The 14,646-nt window shown below is 60.2% G+C and carries 13 protein-coding genes and 1 pseudogene; 9 read left to right on the plus strand and 5 right to left on the minus strand.

All coding sequences use genetic code 11. From position 1 onward, the window contains the following. Positions 1-60: 60 nt before the first annotated feature. Entirely contained in the window at positions 61-465 is a 405-nt protein-coding gene (locus tag ACCC96_RS23665; protein WP_413697054.1) for an META domain-containing protein, read from the minus strand. Further along, positions 465-899, minus strand: a complete 435-nt coding sequence (locus ACCC96_RS23670) for a hypothetical protein (protein WP_413697055.1) — start codon at positions 897-899, stop codon at positions 465-467. Before ACCC96_RS23670 ends, ACCC96_RS23665 begins: the two co-directional genes overlap by 1 nt. A gap of 134 nt (positions 900-1,033) precedes the next feature. Between ACCC96_RS23670 and ACCC96_RS23675 the strand changes: the two genes are divergently transcribed. Continuing rightward, the gene (locus tag ACCC96_RS23675) at positions 1,034-1,429 is read left to right on the plus strand and encodes a hypothetical protein (protein WP_413697056.1); all 396 of its coding nucleotides are present in this window, start codon (positions 1,034-1,036) and stop codon (positions 1,427-1,429) included. Between the two features lie 5 nt (positions 1,430-1,434). Here the strand turns inward: ACCC96_RS23675 and ACCC96_RS23680 are convergent, their stop codons facing one another. Next, entirely contained in the window at positions 1,435-2,424 is a 990-nt protein-coding gene (locus tag ACCC96_RS23680; protein ID WP_413697057.1) for a 2-hydroxyacid dehydrogenase, read from the minus strand. A gap of 63 nt (positions 2,425-2,487) precedes the next feature. Then, on the minus strand, positions 2,488-5,238 hold the full coding sequence (locus tag ACCC96_RS23685) for a response regulator (RefSeq protein ID WP_413697058.1): 2,751 nt from the start codon (positions 5,236-5,238) through the stop codon (positions 2,488-2,490). A gap of 215 nt (positions 5,239-5,453) precedes the next feature. On the opposite strand from ACCC96_RS23685, the gene ACCC96_RS23690 reads away from it, so the two are divergent. From ACCC96_RS23690 to ACCC96_RS23725, 8 genes and pseudogenes are all read left to right on the plus strand, one after another. After that, positions 5,454-6,173 (plus strand): response regulator transcription factor, encoded by a 720-nt coding sequence (locus tag ACCC96_RS23690; protein ID WP_413697059.1) that lies wholly within the window; start codon positions 5,454-5,456, stop codon positions 6,171-6,173. 13 nt (positions 6,174-6,186) lie between these two features. Beyond that, positions 6,187-6,906: pseudogene (locus tag ACCC96_RS23695) on the plus strand (sensor histidine kinase); the annotation flags it as partial. Positions 6,907-7,066: 160 nt separating this feature from the next. Continuing rightward, on the plus strand, positions 7,067-8,089 hold the full coding sequence (locus ACCC96_RS23700; RefSeq protein WP_413697060.1) for a PDDEXK nuclease domain-containing protein: 1,023 nt from the start codon (positions 7,067-7,069) through the stop codon (positions 8,087-8,089). A 108-nt stretch (positions 8,090-8,197) separates the two neighbouring features. Next, positions 8,198-9,100 (plus strand): cysteine synthase CysM, encoded by a 903-nt coding sequence (cysM, locus tag ACCC96_RS23705; protein WP_018926292.1) that lies wholly within the window; start codon positions 8,198-8,200, stop codon positions 9,098-9,100. Beyond that, positions 9,100-10,452, plus strand: coding sequence for a 23S rRNA (uracil(1939)-C(5))-methyltransferase RlmD (rlmD, locus tag ACCC96_RS23710; RefSeq protein ID WP_019650382.1), 1,353 nt, complete (start codon positions 9,100-9,102; stop codon positions 10,450-10,452). Before cysM ends, rlmD begins: the two co-directional genes overlap by 1 nt. 121 nt (positions 10,453-10,573) lie before the next feature. Continuing rightward, positions 10,574-12,817, plus strand: coding sequence for a GTP diphosphokinase (relA, locus tag ACCC96_RS23715; RefSeq protein WP_019650383.1), 2,244 nt, complete (start codon positions 10,574-10,576; stop codon positions 12,815-12,817). A 41-nt stretch (positions 12,818-12,858) separates the two neighbouring features. Continuing rightward, a complete protein-coding gene (gene mazG / locus ACCC96_RS23720; protein WP_018926289.1) occupies positions 12,859-13,692 on the plus strand; it encodes a nucleoside triphosphate pyrophosphohydrolase in 834 nt (277 codons plus the stop codon). A gap of 25 nt (positions 13,693-13,717) precedes the next feature. Further along, positions 13,718-14,260 (plus strand): DUF2058 domain-containing protein, encoded by a 543-nt coding sequence (locus tag ACCC96_RS23725; protein WP_018926288.1) that lies wholly within the window; start codon positions 13,718-13,720, stop codon positions 14,258-14,260. 66 nt (positions 14,261-14,326) lie between these two features. Here ACCC96_RS23725 and ACCC96_RS23730 read toward each other — a convergent pair whose 3' ends face one another. Next, complete coding sequence (locus tag ACCC96_RS23730) at positions 14,327-14,515, minus strand: hypothetical protein (protein ID WP_018926287.1); 189 nt, start codon at positions 14,513-14,515, stop codon at positions 14,327-14,329. Between the last annotated feature and the right edge of the window lie 131 nt (positions 14,516-14,646).

A 14,646-nucleotide genomic window follows, 5' to 3' on the forward strand; every position in this document is an offset into this window, starting at 1 on the left:
CAATCCATGTAGGAGCTGCCGAAGGCTGCGATCTTTTGATCTTAGAGCGTGAAGTGGGCATCAACCCTCTTCAAGCCACCAACGCAATGGCTTGCCTTCGGTCGGCCAGAAACGCATCTGGTCGAGCGGTGAGACGTCCCAGCGCTGAACGTTTTCCAGCGCCTGCAGGAAGCGTTTTTCCTGCTCCATCAATGCCGGCGCGCAGAGTTTGCGGGTGCTGCCGATCTTGCCGAAGCTGAGTTTATCGCCTTCCAGGGAATACGGCGCGAACCAGTGGTTGCAGCCGCCGTTACCGTAGGCCCGGCCGTCGTCACCGAGCGTGATGGTCAGGTGGCTATAGTCCATCAGCGGACGTTCGCCGATCCACTCCAGAATGTAACTGCGGTTCTGTTGCAACTTTACCGGCTCGGCGGCGCAGCCCAGCAGGCTGGCACCGACCATCGTGGTCAGAGCAAGGCGTTTCATCACGCAGGCTCCTGGCACTTCGGGCACAGGTGTTTTTCGCCGGCTGCGGTCCAGCCCAGTTCGGCAATCCGTGCGGTGGCGGCCGGTTTTTCAGCCTTGTTGCCCAGCTTGGCGTCGACCGCGAACTCGAAGCTCAGCTCTTTGGCGCAGCTGTCGCAGTTGACGTTCCAGGTATGGATCGCCAGTTCGCCGAACACCGGACCACTGGCCACCGCGACCCATTGGCCCGGTGGGTTGATCAGGTGGCGAACCGTTTCGACAGTCAGGCGCATGGACAAGTCCTTGCTGCCTTTGAGGGTCACTACCAGCACGTCGTTATTGCGAATCGAACCGCCGTTGCCGGTGACTTGATAACGCCCCGGCACCAGGGCGCGGCATTCAGTGAGGGTGTGTTGTGGGTTCATCAGGCTGTAGCGGAAATCGTGTTCGACCATGGGTCCTCCAAATATGCGCGATATGCTAGCACGGGCATCAGCGCAGCATGGCGTGGGCATGTGACCTTCGATCAGGTTCAAATTACCTGCTAATCCATGGCAAACTGCCACTTTTGCATCTCTAAGGAACAGAAATGGCGTTGATCGAATGTTACGAGTGCAAGCAACGCATCAGCTCCACGGCGCCTGCTTGCATTCATTGCGGTGCGCCTGCGGCAACGGTGCAAGCGGCCACTTCGACGGCAGCGCCTGTGGAAGCCCCGCTTTCTTTCGGGCGTTTGCCGAGCAACGAGAGTGTGCCTCGGGTGACCCCGGCCGCGTTCGGGCGTAAACGCAAGACTGAAGTCCAGGCCGAAATCCCCGCACCGCTGCCCAATGGAGCGCGTCCGGTGGAACTCTGGCTGAAACTGATGATTTTCTTTCTGCCGCCGTTTTTTGTCTGGTTCCTGCTGCGTCGCGGGCATTCACTGGGGCAGCGCTTGTTGGGTTTCGGCTGGTTGGGGTTGATGATCCTTTTGTCCAAGGCCTGAGCCGTTCAGCCCTCGACCCGATTCTGTGGCGAACCGGCCGCCCAGGCCGCGATGTTCTGCAACGTGGTCGCGGCAATCGCGCCCAGGGCTTCGCGAGTGAGAAAGGCCTGGTGTGCGGTGATGATCACGTTCGGAAAGGTCAGCAGGCGCGCCAGCACATCGTCTTGCAGTGGCAGGTCGGAGCGGTCCTCGAAGAACAACTGCGCCTCCTCTTCATAGACATCCAGCCCCAGATACCCCAATTGACCGTCTTTCAACGCATCGATCAGCGCCGGCGTGTCCACCAGACCTCCACGCCCGGTGTTGATCAACATCGCGCCGGGCTGCATGTGCGCCAGTGACTCGCGGTTGATCAAATGTTTGCTCTGCTCGTTGAGCGGGCAATGCAGGCTGATGATCTGCGACTCGGCCAGCAGTTGCGGCAAGCTCAGATAGCGCGCGCCGAGGGCTTCGACCTGTGGGTTCGGATAGGGGTCATAGGCCAGCAATTGGCAGCCGAAGCCGTGCATGATTTTCGCGAAGGTCGCGCCGATTTGCCCGGTGCCGACCACGCCGACGGTCTTGTTCACCAGGTCGAAACCGGTCAACCCGTGCAGACTGAAATCGCCCTCGCGGGTACGGTTGTAGGCGCGGTGCAGACGGCGGTTGAGCGCCAGGATCAACGCCACCGCATGTTCGGCCACGGCGTGGGGCGAGTAGGCCGGGACTCGCACAACCGTCAGCCCCAGGCGCTTCGCCGCCGCGAGGTCGACATGGTTGTAACCGGCCGAGCGCAGGGCGATCAGGCGTGTGCCGCCTGCTGACAGGCGTTCAAGCACCGGGGCGCTGAGGTCATCGTTGATGAAGGCGCAGACCACCTCGTGATGCTCGGCCAGCGCCGCCGTGTCGAGGCTCAGTCGTGCCGGCTGGAAATGCAGTTCGATGCCGACGGGCAGGTCGGCGGCGAGAAAACTCTCGCGGTCGTAGGTCTGGCTGCTGAAAAGAATCGTGCGCATGCTGTCCTCCTGGAAGTCTCACCCTACCTTAACCCTCAACGCCTCCTGCGTTATTGCGCTGCATCAGGCATTGATGCGTGCATGGGCCGCGAGGCGATTGATGGCGCGTTCGAGTTCTTCCAGCGCGACGGGGGCTTTCGGGTCCTGTTGCTTGAGCAGGGTTTCGCTGCGCTGGCAGGCGGCGCGCAGTTGCGGGACGCCGCAATAACGGGTTGCGCCGTGCAGGCGATGGACCCGCTCGATCAGGGCATTCTGGTCGTTGGCTTCACGGGCCACGCGGATGGCCTCGCGATCGGCTTCCAGGGAGGCCAGCAGCATGGCCAGCATGTCCGCCGCCAAATCGGCCTTGCCGGCCGCCAGGCGCAGGCCTTCTTCGTGATCGAGCACCTGCAATTCGTGACCGCTGTTGTTATCGCTATTACGCTCCGGACCCTGATTGCGCAGCGCCAGGCCCGTCCATTTCAACACCACTTGCGCCAGTTGCCGTTCGCTGATGGGTTTGGTCAGGTAGTCGTCCATGCCGCTTTGCAGCAATGCGCGTTTTTCATTGGCCATCGCATGGGCGGTGAGGGCCACGACCGGCAGTGGCGTGCAATGCCGCTCGCTTTCCCATTGGCGAATGGCTTCGGTGCTTTGGCGCCCATCCATGCCGGGCATTTGCACGTCCATCAACACCAGATCGAAAGTCTCGTTCTGTACGGCCTTGACCGCGGCGTAACCGCTTTCTACCGCGAGCACCTTGGCGCCCATGTCTTCGAGCAGGGTTTGCACCAGCAGCAGGTTGGCCGGGTTGTCGTCCACGCAAAGGACCTTCGGCGCGCGGCTGGAAACCGGCTCGGCGGGGTCGCTGCGCTGCTGGCGCGGGTTGACCAGATCAGACAGGGCCCGACGCAGCTTGCGGGTGCAGGCGGGTTTGGACTGGAGCTGGCTGTGGGGGTTGGGCACCGAGAGATGGAACAGCGTCAGTTCGGTGGTCGGGCACAGCACCAGCACTCTGCAGCCCAGGTGTTCAAGGTCCCAGATGTGCTGGTTGAGGCGCTCCGGCGGCATGTCGTTGCTGGTGATGCCGAGCACCGCCAGGCCGATTGCCTGATCGGTCTGGTGGGCGCCGGTCACGCCATTAGCCAGGCTTTCCAGGGTATTGAACGGCGTGACGGCCAGGCCGCAGTCTTCCAGTTGATGCTGCAATGCCTGACGGGCCAGTTCATGGTTTTCCAGGACGGCCACCCGCTGCCCGAGCAGCGGTGGGCCGGGCAGGTCTTCGGCGTCGTCGCGGGTTTTGGGCAGGCTCAGGCTGATCCAGAATTCCGAGCCTTCGCCCGGCGTGCTGTCGACGCCGATCTCGCCGCCCATTTGTTCGATCAACCGTTTGGAAATCACCAATCCGAGGCCGGTGCCGCCGGGTTGTCGGGACAACGAGTTATCGGCCTGGCTGAAGGCCTGGAACAGGGCGCGCACGTCCTGGTTCGACAGACCGATGCCGGTGTCCTGAATGCTGATGCGCAGTTGCACGCTGTCTTCATGCTCTTCTTCGAGCATCGCCCGGGCGACGATGGTGCCTTCGCGGGTGAACTTGATCGCGTTGCTCACAAGGTTGGTGAGGATCTGCTTGAGTCGCAGCGGATCGCCCACCAGCGACAGCGGCGTATCGCGATAAACCAGGCTCACCAGCTCAAGCTCTTTGGCGTGGGCGGCCGGGGCGAGGATGTTCAAGGTGTCTTGCAGCAGGTCGCGCAGGTTGAACGGAATATGGTCGAGCACCAGTTTGCCGGCCTCGATTTTCGAGAAATCGAGAATCTCGTTGATGATCCCCAACAGGCTGTCGGCGGACTTTTCGATGGTGCCCAGGTAATCGAGCTGGCGCGGCGTCAGTTCGCTTTTCTGCAGCAGATGCGTGAAGCCGAGAATGCCGTTGAGCGGCGTGCGGATTTCATGGCTCATGTTGGCCAGGAACTCGGATTTGATCCGGCTCGCCTCCAGGGCTTCCTTGCGCGCCAGGTCCAGCTCGATGTTCTGGATTTCGATGGTTTCCAGATTCTGACGCACGTCTTCGGTGGCCTGGTCGACGCTGTTTTGCAATTCTTCCTGAGCGTTCTGCAGGGTCCCGGCCATGCGGTTGATGCCGGACGCCAATTCATCCAGTTCCTGGCTGCCGAGGGGCGGCAGGCGGGTTTCCAGATGACCGTCCTTGAGTTGCGCCACGGCTTGTTTGATCTGGCTCAATGGCCGGTTGATGGTCCGGCCCATGCGCAACGCCAGCAGCGCCGCACCGGCCAGGCCTCCGCCGATCAGCAGCAGGCTGGCGAACAGACTGCGGTAACCGCGCAGCAGCATGCCGTTGTGGGACAGTTCGAGTTCGACCCAGCCCAGCAGGCGGTCGGCTTCATCGGGGATCAGGTCGCCGGCCAGGTTGCGGTGTTTGCCGAACACCGGCAGCAGGTAACGCGTAGCGTCATTGCCACTGCGGCGCAGCAACTGTGAACCGTTGCCCAGGGGCGCCTGATTGAGCATGGTCGGGCCGGCATGGGCCAGCGGCGTGCGGTCGGGGGCGAGGAAGGTCACCGCGCGCACGTCGGTCTGCTCCAGGGACTGGGTGGCGATGCGCTCCAGAAGCTCGTTGTCTTTGTGACTCATGGCCGGGGCCACCAACGGTGCCAGCTGTTCGGCGATCATTTCGCCGCGTTGCATGAGTTGGGCTTGCAGGTCCGATTGCTGCATCCAGGTGAAATAGCCGCCCAGGACCAACGCCATCAGGGTGGTCGGCAACAGGGTCAGTAACAGCACGCGGCCTTTAATTCCCAGTTTCTTGAGCACGCATCTCTCCTGCATCCAGCTGTTTATTGACCTGCACATGCGTCCGGCACGCGCCACCTGCGCAGTGTAGCGATTTGCATGCGGGCAATCTTCGTAAAATTGATGTCGTCATTCGTCGGTCAGTTCAATGCTTTGGTCCTGGGAGACAAACCTTGGGTTGCCCCTGGCGAGGCAATCTTGAATAATCAGCAATTGAGAATTATTTGCAGATACTCATGACTCCCATCGCTGTTGGCCATCCTCGCATCCTCTCTATCGAAGACGATCCGGTGCTCGGTGCTTATGTTCATGAGCATCTGGGGCGCTGCGGTTTTCAGGTGACCTGGTGCCAGAACGGGCAGGAAGGCCTGGCGATTGCGCGCCAGCAGGCCTTCGATGTGGTGTTGATGGATATTCTGTTGCCGGGGCTCGATGGCCTGGCGGTGCTGACTCAATTGCGCCAGAGCCATTCCACACCGGTGGTGCTGATGTCGGCGCTGGGTGCCGAGGCGGATCGCATCAGTGGTTTTCGCCTCGGGGCCGACGATTATCTGCCCAAGCCTTTCAGCATGGGGGAGTTACGGGTGCGCATCGAAGCGATCCTGCGGCGGGTGGCGTTCGACCGTCGGCCGGCTCCGGCACCGCTTGCCCCGGCGCTGGACAGCCTGCGTTTTGACGATGAACTGGGCGAGGTCTTTTTAGGCGAATCCGCGGCCGGCCTGACCCGCAGCGAGTACCGCCTGCTGGACACGCTGAACCGCAACGGCGATGAAGTGTTGAGCAAGGCGTTCCTTTATCAGCAGGTATTGCAGCGCGGTTATGCGCCCCATGACCGCAGCCTCGACATGCACATCAGCCAGATTCGCCGCAAGCTCAAGGCTATCGGTTACACCGAGCGGGAAGTGCGTACGGTTTGGGGCAAAGGGTACGTATTGAGTGCGGTTGATGACGTCTGACGTGCCGCGCCGCACGGTGGCCCTGCAACAGCAACTGCTGTGCGATCTGTCCCACGAATTGCGCACGCCACTCAGCCGGTTACGGGTGGCCTGCGAAAGCGAGCAGAGCCTGGGGCAATTGCGCGAACGCATTGGCCGGGAAGTCGACGGCATGCTGCGTCTGGTCGAGGATGCCTTGCAACTGGCCTGGCTCGACACCGAGCGCACGCCGTTGCCCGATGAAGCGATCCAGGTCCAGGCCTTGTGGGAAATGCTCACGGAAAACGCCTGTTATGAAAGCGGCTGGCCGGCGAGTCAATTGCACTGTGCGGTGGGTGCCTCCTGCTGGGTGCGCGGCCATCTCAATACCCTGGCCCAGGCGCTGGAAAACATTCTGCGCAATGCCATTCGTCATTCACCGAAGGGCGGTGTCGTGATGCTCGATGGCGGGCGCGATGGCGACTTTTGGCACCTGTGGCTGGAGGATGAAGGTGGCGGGGTGGCTGACACGGATCTTGAACGGATCTTCACTCCCTTCATTCGGCTCGAGGGTTCGCTACCGGGGGAGGGTGGATTCGGGTTGGGGTTGAGCATTGCGAGGAATGCAGTGCATCGCCAGGGCGGGAGTTTGTGGGCTGAGAACACTGAGACTGGGTTGCGGCTGAATATGCGGTTGTTAGCACATGACGTTTTAACCGTGTCGTCGCCATCGCGGGCAAGCCTTGCGCCTACGGGATGTGTGTTGCCTTCGTAGAAGAGAGATCCGCAAAGATACCTTCCTATCCACCACCGTTCTGATTTTGCCGGAGCGTTCCCGTTATTTTGTACGACCTTTCCTAAAGGGTATCGCCGACACCTTAAGCCTGACTTGACGGAATAGACTCGCGTTTTTCCTCGTCCTCCAGGAGTTCGGCATGAATGCATCCAGCGTCCCCGGCAACGCAGCCGACGACCGTTTCAATGAAGTGCTTGCGCTGATTCAAAATGCCAAACAGCAGGCCATGCAGGCGGTGAATACCCAGTTGATCGAGCTGTATTGGCAGGTGGGTGCTTACATCAGTCGCAAGCTGGAACAGGCTGAGTGGGGCGATTCTGTGGTCAGCCAACTGGCTGAGCATCTGGCTCAGACTCAACCGGGGTTGCGCGGGTTTACGCGGTCGAACTTGTTTCGCATGCGCCAGTTCTATGAGACTTATCACGCTGAAGAGAAAGTCGCACCACTGGTGCGACAATTGTCCTGGTCGCACAACCTGATCATTTTCAGCCAGAGTAAACGGCCGGAAGAGCGGGAGTTCTACGTGCGTTTGGCAGTTCAGGAAAAATGGTCGAAGCGCGAACTGGAGCGTCAGTTCAAAACCGCACTGTTTGAACGAAGCGTGACCCAACCAGCAAAAATCTCAGCAGTGCTGAGACAAGCCCACCCGGCAGCGCTTGAGATATTCCGCGACGCCTACATGCTCGAGTTTCTCGACCTGCCGGGTAGCCATGCTGAAACTGATCTGCATAAAGGGTTGATGGCGCGCCTCAAAGAATTCCTGAGCGAGCTCGGCCGCGATTTCTGCTTTGTCGGTTCCGAGTATCCGCTTCAAGTGGGGGGGTGTGATTTTTCCCTGGATCTGCTGTTCTTCCACCGTGGCCTTAATTGTCTTGTAGCCATTGAGCTTAAGGTCGGTCGTTTTAAGCCGGAGTATTTGGGCAAGCTGAACTTCTATTTGGAAGCGCTGGATCGCAAGGAGCGCAAACCCCACGAAAACCCGGCCATTGGTGTGTTGCTGTGTGCCAGCAAGGATGATGAGGTGGTCGAGTACGCCCTTAACCGCAGCCTGTCGCCAGCGCTGATCGCTGAATACCAGGTGCAGCTACCGGACAAACAGTTGTTGCAGGCCAAGTTGCATGAGTTCTATGCATTGAATGTCGCGCAAGGTGAAGAGTACTGATCCAGCCCCTTATTCCCATAAGCCATAAGCCCCTTACTTTGCGTGATATGGCCTGCGCACGTTTGCCGGTATGATAGGCGCCCCCGCAGTCCGGATTGCGAATACGCCATGACCTTGCAGTACCCAACCATCGCCGATTGCGTCGGCAACACTCCGCTGGTCCGTTTGCAGCGCCTGCCTGGCGTCACCAGCAACACGCTTTTGCTCAAGCTCGAAGGGAACAACCCGGCGGGTTCGGTCAAGGATCGTCCGGCGCTGTCGATGATCACCCGCGCCGAATTGCGCGGGCAGATCCACGTCGGCGATACGCTGATCGAAGCGACCTCGGGCAACACCGGGATCGCCCTGGCCATGGCCGCCGCGATCAAGGGTTACAAGATGATCCTGATCATGCCGGACAACTCCAGCGCCGAGCGTAAAGCCGCGATGACGGCCTATGGTGCCGAGCTGATTCTGGTCAGCCAGGAAGAAGGCATGGAAGGCGCGCGCGACCTCGCCCAGCGAATGGAAGCCGAAGGCCGTGGCAAGGTGCTCGATCAGTTCGCCAACGGTGACAACCCCGAGGCGCACTACACCACCACCGGTCCGGAAATCTGGCGTCAGACCCAGGGCACCATCACCCATTTCGTCAGCTCGATGGGCACCACCGGCACCATCATGGGTGTCTCGCGCTACCTGAAAGAACAGAACGAGAACGTGCAGATCATCGGTCTGCAACCCATGGAAGGCTCGGCAATTCCGGGCATCCGCCGCTGGCCGCAGGAATACCTGCCAAAGATTTATCAGGCTGATCGCGTGGACCGGATCGTCGACATGGCGCAAAGCGAGGCCGAGGACGTGACCCGTCGTCTGGCGCGCGAAGAAGGCATTTTCTGCGGCGTGTCTTCGGGCGGTGCCGTGGCGGCGATGCTGCGCCTGTCCAAAGAAGTTGAAAACGCGGTGATTGTCGCGATCATCTGTGACCGTGGCGACCGTTACTTGTCGACCGGCATTTTCGACGCACCCAACTAATGGCCAAGCAAGAGAGAGGCCTGCGCTTCCAGCCCACGGGCGGTAGCAAGGCCCCGCAAGTCCCGACCGGCAAAAAGCAGCGCTTGACCATCGAGCGCCTGGCTAATGACGGTCGCGGTATCGCGTTTTTTGAAGGTCGCACCTGGTTCGTCATCGGCGCCTTGGCCGGTGAAGAAGTCGAGGCGCGGGTCTTGGGTGCCCACGGTAAAGTGGTCGAGGCGCGTACCGAGCGGGTGTTCCAGGCCAGCCAATTGCGCCGCCCGGCACCGTGCGCCCATGCCGGTCGCTGCGGTGGTTGCAGCGTGCAGCATCTGCCCCACAACGAACAACTCGCCCTGAAACAGCGCATGCTCGCCGAGCAATTGTCGCGGGTTGCCGGCGTCGAACCCGAAGAGTGGGCTGCGCCATTGAGCGGTCCGGAGTTCGGCTACCGGCGTCGTGCCCGGGTGGCGGTGCGTTGGGACATGAAGGCGAAAAAACTCGAAGTCGGTTTCCGCGCCGCCGGCAGCCAGGACATCGTCGCCATCAACGAATGCCTGGTGCTGGTACAGCCCTTGCAGCCGATCATGACCCGCTTGCCGGACATGCTGCGGCGCTTGAGCAAACCTCAGGCACTGGGGCATGTGGAATTGTTCAGCGGTTCGTCATTGGCGGTATTGCTGCGGCACATGGCGCCGTTGTCCGAAGCCGATATGACGATCCTCAAGGAATTCTGCGCGTTCCATTCGGCCCAGTTGTGGCTGCATGGCGATGGCGAGCCGCAACCGGTCGAGGCCGATCAGTCCCTGGGCTATCGCCTTGAACAGTGGGACTTGAACCTGGCGTATCGGCCCGGAGATTTCATCCAGGTCAACGCCGGGGTCAACGAAGCGATGATCGCTCAGGCGCTGGAATGGTTGGCGCCGAAAGCCGATGAGCGGGTTCTGGATCTGTTCTGCGGGTTGGGCAACTTTGCCTTGCCGCTGGCCAGGACCGTTCGTGAAGTGGTGGCGGTGGAAGGTGTGCAGGCCATGGTCGAGCGAGCCGCCGCGAACGCCGCTAGTAATAATTTGCATAACGCGAAATTTTTTCAGGCCGATTTATCCCAGCCTTTGGCTGATGCCGAATGGGCCAGCGAAGGCTTTTGTGCGGTACTCTTGGACCCACCTCGCGACGGTGCTTTCGAGGTGGTGCGCAAGCTTGCATCCCTGGGTGCCGAACGATTGGTTTATGTGTCGTGCAACCCTGCAACTCTGGCGCGCGACACGGTCGAATTGATCAAGCAGGGCTACCGGTTAAAACGTGCCGGGATTCTCGATATGTTTCCTCAAACGGCGCATGTCGAGGCCATGGCGTTATTTGAAGCGAGCTAGGATGGCTCGTCTGGTCCGACTGACCGTCCGTGCCGCCACGCATCAGCCCGGCGGGGCGCCCGGACAATGAAGGTCAGCGATTTGACGCATTGAATCTGCGTCGTAGGGAAGGTAAAGCAAGATGGTACAGGTGAGAGCACACCAGCCGATCAACACTGACGGCAGTATCAATCTCGAGGCTTGGCTCGATCACGCGGTCAGTATCGATACGGCACTGGATCGCGAAGCCTTGAAAGAAGCCTGCGAGTTCGCTCGCGAGGCCGAACAACAAGCCAATGCGGCGAAAAACCTGTGGTCCGAAGGGACCTCGAGTTTCCGCACCGGCCTTGAGATCGCCGAGATTCTCGCCGACCTCAAACTCGATCAGGATTCGTTGGTCGCGGCAGTCTTGTACCGCGGCGTGCGCGAAGGCCAGATCCAGTTGCCGGCGGTCAGCCAGCGCTTCGGCCCGGTGGTCGCCAAACTGATTGACGGCGTGCAACGCATGGCGGCGATCAGTGACAGTCTGAGTCCGCGTAAATCCATGGTGATGGGCACCCAGGGCCAGGTGGAAAACCTGCGCAAGATGCTCGTGGCCATGGTCGACGACGTGCGCGTCGCGCTGATCAAACTGGCCGAACGCACCTGCGCGATCCGCGCGGTGAAAACCGCCGACGACGAGAAGCGTAACCGCGTCGCCCGTGAAGTCTTCGACATCTATGCGCCGCTGGCTCACCGCCTCGGTATCGGTCATATCAAGTGGGAACTGGAGGACTTGTCCTTCCGTTACCTGGAGCCCGACCAGTACAAGCAGATCGCCAAGTTGCTCCACGAGCGACGGCTGGATCGCGAGCGCTTCATCAGCGATGTGATGACCCAGCTCAAGAACGAGTTGCAGGCCACCGGCGTCGATGCCGACATCAGCGGCCGGGCCAAACACATCTATTCGATCTGGCGCAAAATGCAGCGCAAGGGTCTGGAGTTCAGCCAGATCTACGACGTGCGCGCCGTTCGCGTGCTGGTGCCGGAAATGCGCGACTGCTACACCGCGCTTGGCATCGTCCACACCCTGTGGCGGCACATCCCGAAAGAGTTCGACGACTACATCGCCAACCCTAAAGAGAATGGCTACCGCTCGCTGCACACTGCGGTGATCGGCCCTGAAGGCAAGGTGCTGGAAGTGCAGATCCGCACCCACGCCATGCACGAAGAAGCCGAGCTGGGGGTTTGCGCGCACTGGCGTTACAAGGGCACCGACGTCAAGTCCGGCTCGAACCACTATGAAGAGAAAATCTCCTGGCTGCGTCAGGTTCTCGAGTGGCACGAAGAGCTGGGCGATATCGGCGGCCTTGCCGAACAGCTGCGGGTCGATATCGAGCCGGACCGGGTTTATATCTTCACTCCCGACGGTCATGCCATCGACTTGCCGAAGGGCGCGACACCGCTGGACTTCGCTTACCGCGTGCACACCGAAATCGGTCACAACTGCCGCGGCGCCAAGATCAACGGGCGCATCGTGCCGCTCAACTACAGCCTGCAAACCGGTGAACAGGTCGAGATCATCACCAGCAAGCACGGCACCCCGAGCCGCGACTGGCTGAACCCGAACCTGGGCTACATCACCACGTCACGGGCGCGGGCGAAGATCGTTCACTGGTTCAAGCTGCAAGCCCGCGATCAGAACGTTGCGGCCGGTAAAACCTTGCTCGAGCGCGAACTCAATCGCCTCGGCCTGCCGCAGGTGGATTTCGACAAGCTGGCTGAAAAGGCCAACATGAAAACCGCCGAGGACATGTTCGCTGCCTTGGGCGCAGGCGATTTGCGCCTGGCGCAACTGGTGAACCTGGCGCAGCAACTGGTCGAGCCGGAACGCGGCAACGAACAGTTGGAGCTGATCCCGCGCAAAGCCACCGGCTATAAACCGGGCAAGCGCGGCGATATCCAGATCCAGGGTGTCGGCAACCTGATGACCCAGATGGCCGGCTGCTGCCAGCCGTTGCCGGGGGACGCCATCGTTGGTTACATCACCCAGGGCCGTGGCGTGAGCATCCACCGTCAGGACTGCGCCTCGGTGCTGCAACTGGCCGGGCGCGAGCCGGAGCGGATCATCCAGGTCAGCTGGGGCCCGGTGCCGGTGCTCACCTATCCGGTGGACATCATCATTCGCGCTTACGACCGTTCCGGTCTGCTGCGTGACGTGTCGCAGGTGCTGCTCAACGAGCGGATCAACGTGCTGGCGGTCAACACCCGCTCGAACAAAGAGGACAACACTGCGTTGATGTCCCTGACCATCGAGATTCCGGGGCTGGATGCGCTGGGGCGGTTGCTGGGGCGGATCTCCCAGTTGCCGAACATCATCGAAACCCGCCGTAACCGCACACCGTGAGAAACCTTCACGGAAATTGATGGTGTAGAGATTGATAAAAGATGTATTCACTTGAAGACCTGCTGCACCTGATGAACCGTCTGCGCGACCCGCAGTACGGCTGTCCGTGGGACATCAAGCAAACCTACGCCACCATCGTCCCGCACACCCTGGAGGAAGCCTACGAAGTTGCCGATGCTATTGAGCGCGGCGATTTCGATCACTTGCAGGGTGAGTTGGGCGACTTGTTGTTCCAGGTGGTTTATTACAGCCAACTGGCTCGGGAAGAAGGGCGCTTCGAATTCGCTGGCGTGGTCGACAGCATCACGCGCAAGTTGATCCGCCGTCATCCTCACGTATTTCCCACCGGTGATCTGTACGCGCCGCTGGACGTCCCGCGTCTGAATGAAGAGCAGGTCAAGCAACGCTGGGAAGAGATCAAGGCCGAAGAACGCGCCGAGAAGTCTTCGGCGCCGGAGCAGTTGTCCTTGCTCGATGACGTACCCGCGGCACTGCCGGCGTTGTCCCGTTCGGCAAAACTGCAGAAGCGCGCAGGGCAGGTCGGTTTCGATTGGCCGGACGCCTTGCCGGTGCTCGACAAGGTTCGCGAAGAGCTCGATGAAGTGCTCGAAGCCATGGCCGACAATGACTCGGCGGCGATTGCCGATGAAGTCGGCGACTTGCTGTTTTCCGTGGTCAATCTGGCGCGTCACCTCAAGGTCGATCCGGAAACCGCACTGCGTGGCGCGAACACAAAATTTGAAAGACGCTTCCGATTTATCGAACAGGCATTGCGCGACACCCACCGTCCCATAGAAGATTGCACCCTCGAAGAGTTGGACGCCTTGTGGGGCGAAGCCAAACGTCAGGAAAAGAATTTGCCCAGCTGCGGCTGAGCTGTTGCCTAAGTGAGTAAGCACCATGAGCCTTTCCCTTCGCGACCAGTTGCTCAAAGCAGGGCTGGTCAACCAAAAGCAGGCCAAACAGGTCGGCAAAGAAAAACAGAAACAACAGCGTCTGGCCCACAAAGGCCAGATCGAACTCGATGACTCCCAGCAGCGTGCGGCTCAGGAAGCCATGGCCGAGAAGGTCAAGCGCGACCAGGAGCTCAACCGTCAGCAGCAGGAGAAGGCCGAGCAGAAGGCCCGAGCCGCCCAGGTCAAGCAATTGATCGAAGTCTCGCGCCTGCCCAAGCTGAACACCGAGGACTACTACAACTTCGTCGACGACAAGAAGGTCAAGCGCATCTCCGTCAACACCCTGATGCGCAACAAGCTCAGCAGCGGTTCCCTGGCGATCGTGCACCACGCCGGCGGTTACGAAGTGATCCCGCGTGAAGCGGCCCTGAAGATCCAGGAGCGCGACCCACAGCGCATCGTGCAGCTGAATGTGAAGACAGAAGAAGTCAGCACCGAAGACGATCCGTACGCGGCCTACCAGATTCCTGACGATCTGATGTGGTAAACCGTTAGCAGCTGCAACAACGACAAACCCCGCTCATGGCGGGGTTTGTCATTTTCAATGCAGTGGTTATGCAGAACGCGCTTCGCGTTGCTGCTCCAGTGATTCCAGTTCGGCCTTGTATTGGTGGGCTTCGGTCTCGGAGTGAAACATCCCGACCAGCAGATCTTGTTGATGTACATCCCAGATGCGGATACCGGCGGCGATGCCTTCATGGGACATATGTGAATCGTCGCGTTCAGTTACTTTTACAGTCATCTGCTAGCTCCAATCTCTGTTATCTGCAGCAAGGCGTGTGCAGGCCTTTGTTATAAGTTTTGTTAGCTGGCTAAGTAAACGACTGAAATCGGTAACGGACTTTTGCAAAATCGAAGAAAGTGCTGCAGCCC

The organism is Pseudomonas sp. Pseusp11 (genome assembly GCF_047304405.1).
Lineage (GTDB): Bacteria > Pseudomonadota > Gammaproteobacteria > Pseudomonadales > Pseudomonadaceae > Aquipseudomonas.

Coding starts and splice junctions, on each gene's coding strand:
- ACCC96_RS23690 (WP_413697059.1), top strand. CDS start 5,454: ATGACTCCCATCGCTGTTGGCCATCCTCGCATCCTCTCTATCGAAGAC.
- ACCC96_RS23700 (WP_413697060.1), top strand. CDS start 7,067: ATGAATGCATCCAGCGTCCCCGGCAACGCAGCCGACGACCGTTTCAAT.
- ACCC96_RS23680 (WP_413697057.1), bottom strand. CDS start 2,424: ATGCGCACGATTCTTTTCAGCAGCCAGACCTACGACCGCGAGAGTTTT.
- ACCC96_RS23675 (WP_413697056.1), top strand. CDS start 1,034: ATGGCGTTGATCGAATGTTACGAGTGCAAGCAACGCATCAGCTCCACG.
- rlmD (WP_019650382.1), top strand. CDS start 9,100: ATGGCCAAGCAAGAGAGAGGCCTGCGCTTCCAGCCCACGGGCGGTAGC.
- ACCC96_RS23730 (WP_018926287.1), bottom strand. CDS start 14,515: ATGACTGTAAAAGTAACTGAACGCGACGATTCACATATGTCCCATGAA.
- relA (WP_019650383.1), top strand. CDS start 10,574: ATGGTACAGGTGAGAGCACACCAGCCGATCAACACTGACGGCAGTATC.
- mazG (WP_018926289.1), top strand. CDS start 12,859: ATGTATTCACTTGAAGACCTGCTGCACCTGATGAACCGTCTGCGCGAC.
- ACCC96_RS23665 (WP_413697054.1), bottom strand. CDS start 465: ATGAAACGCCTTGCTCTGACCACGATGGTCGGTGCCAGCCTGCTGGGC.
- ACCC96_RS23725 (WP_018926288.1), top strand. CDS start 13,718: ATGAGCCTTTCCCTTCGCGACCAGTTGCTCAAAGCAGGGCTGGTCAAC.
- ACCC96_RS23670 (WP_413697055.1), bottom strand. CDS start 899: ATGGTCGAACACGATTTCCGCTACAGCCTGATGAACCCACAACACACC.
- cysM (WP_018926292.1), top strand. CDS start 8,198: ATGACCTTGCAGTACCCAACCATCGCCGATTGCGTCGGCAACACTCCG.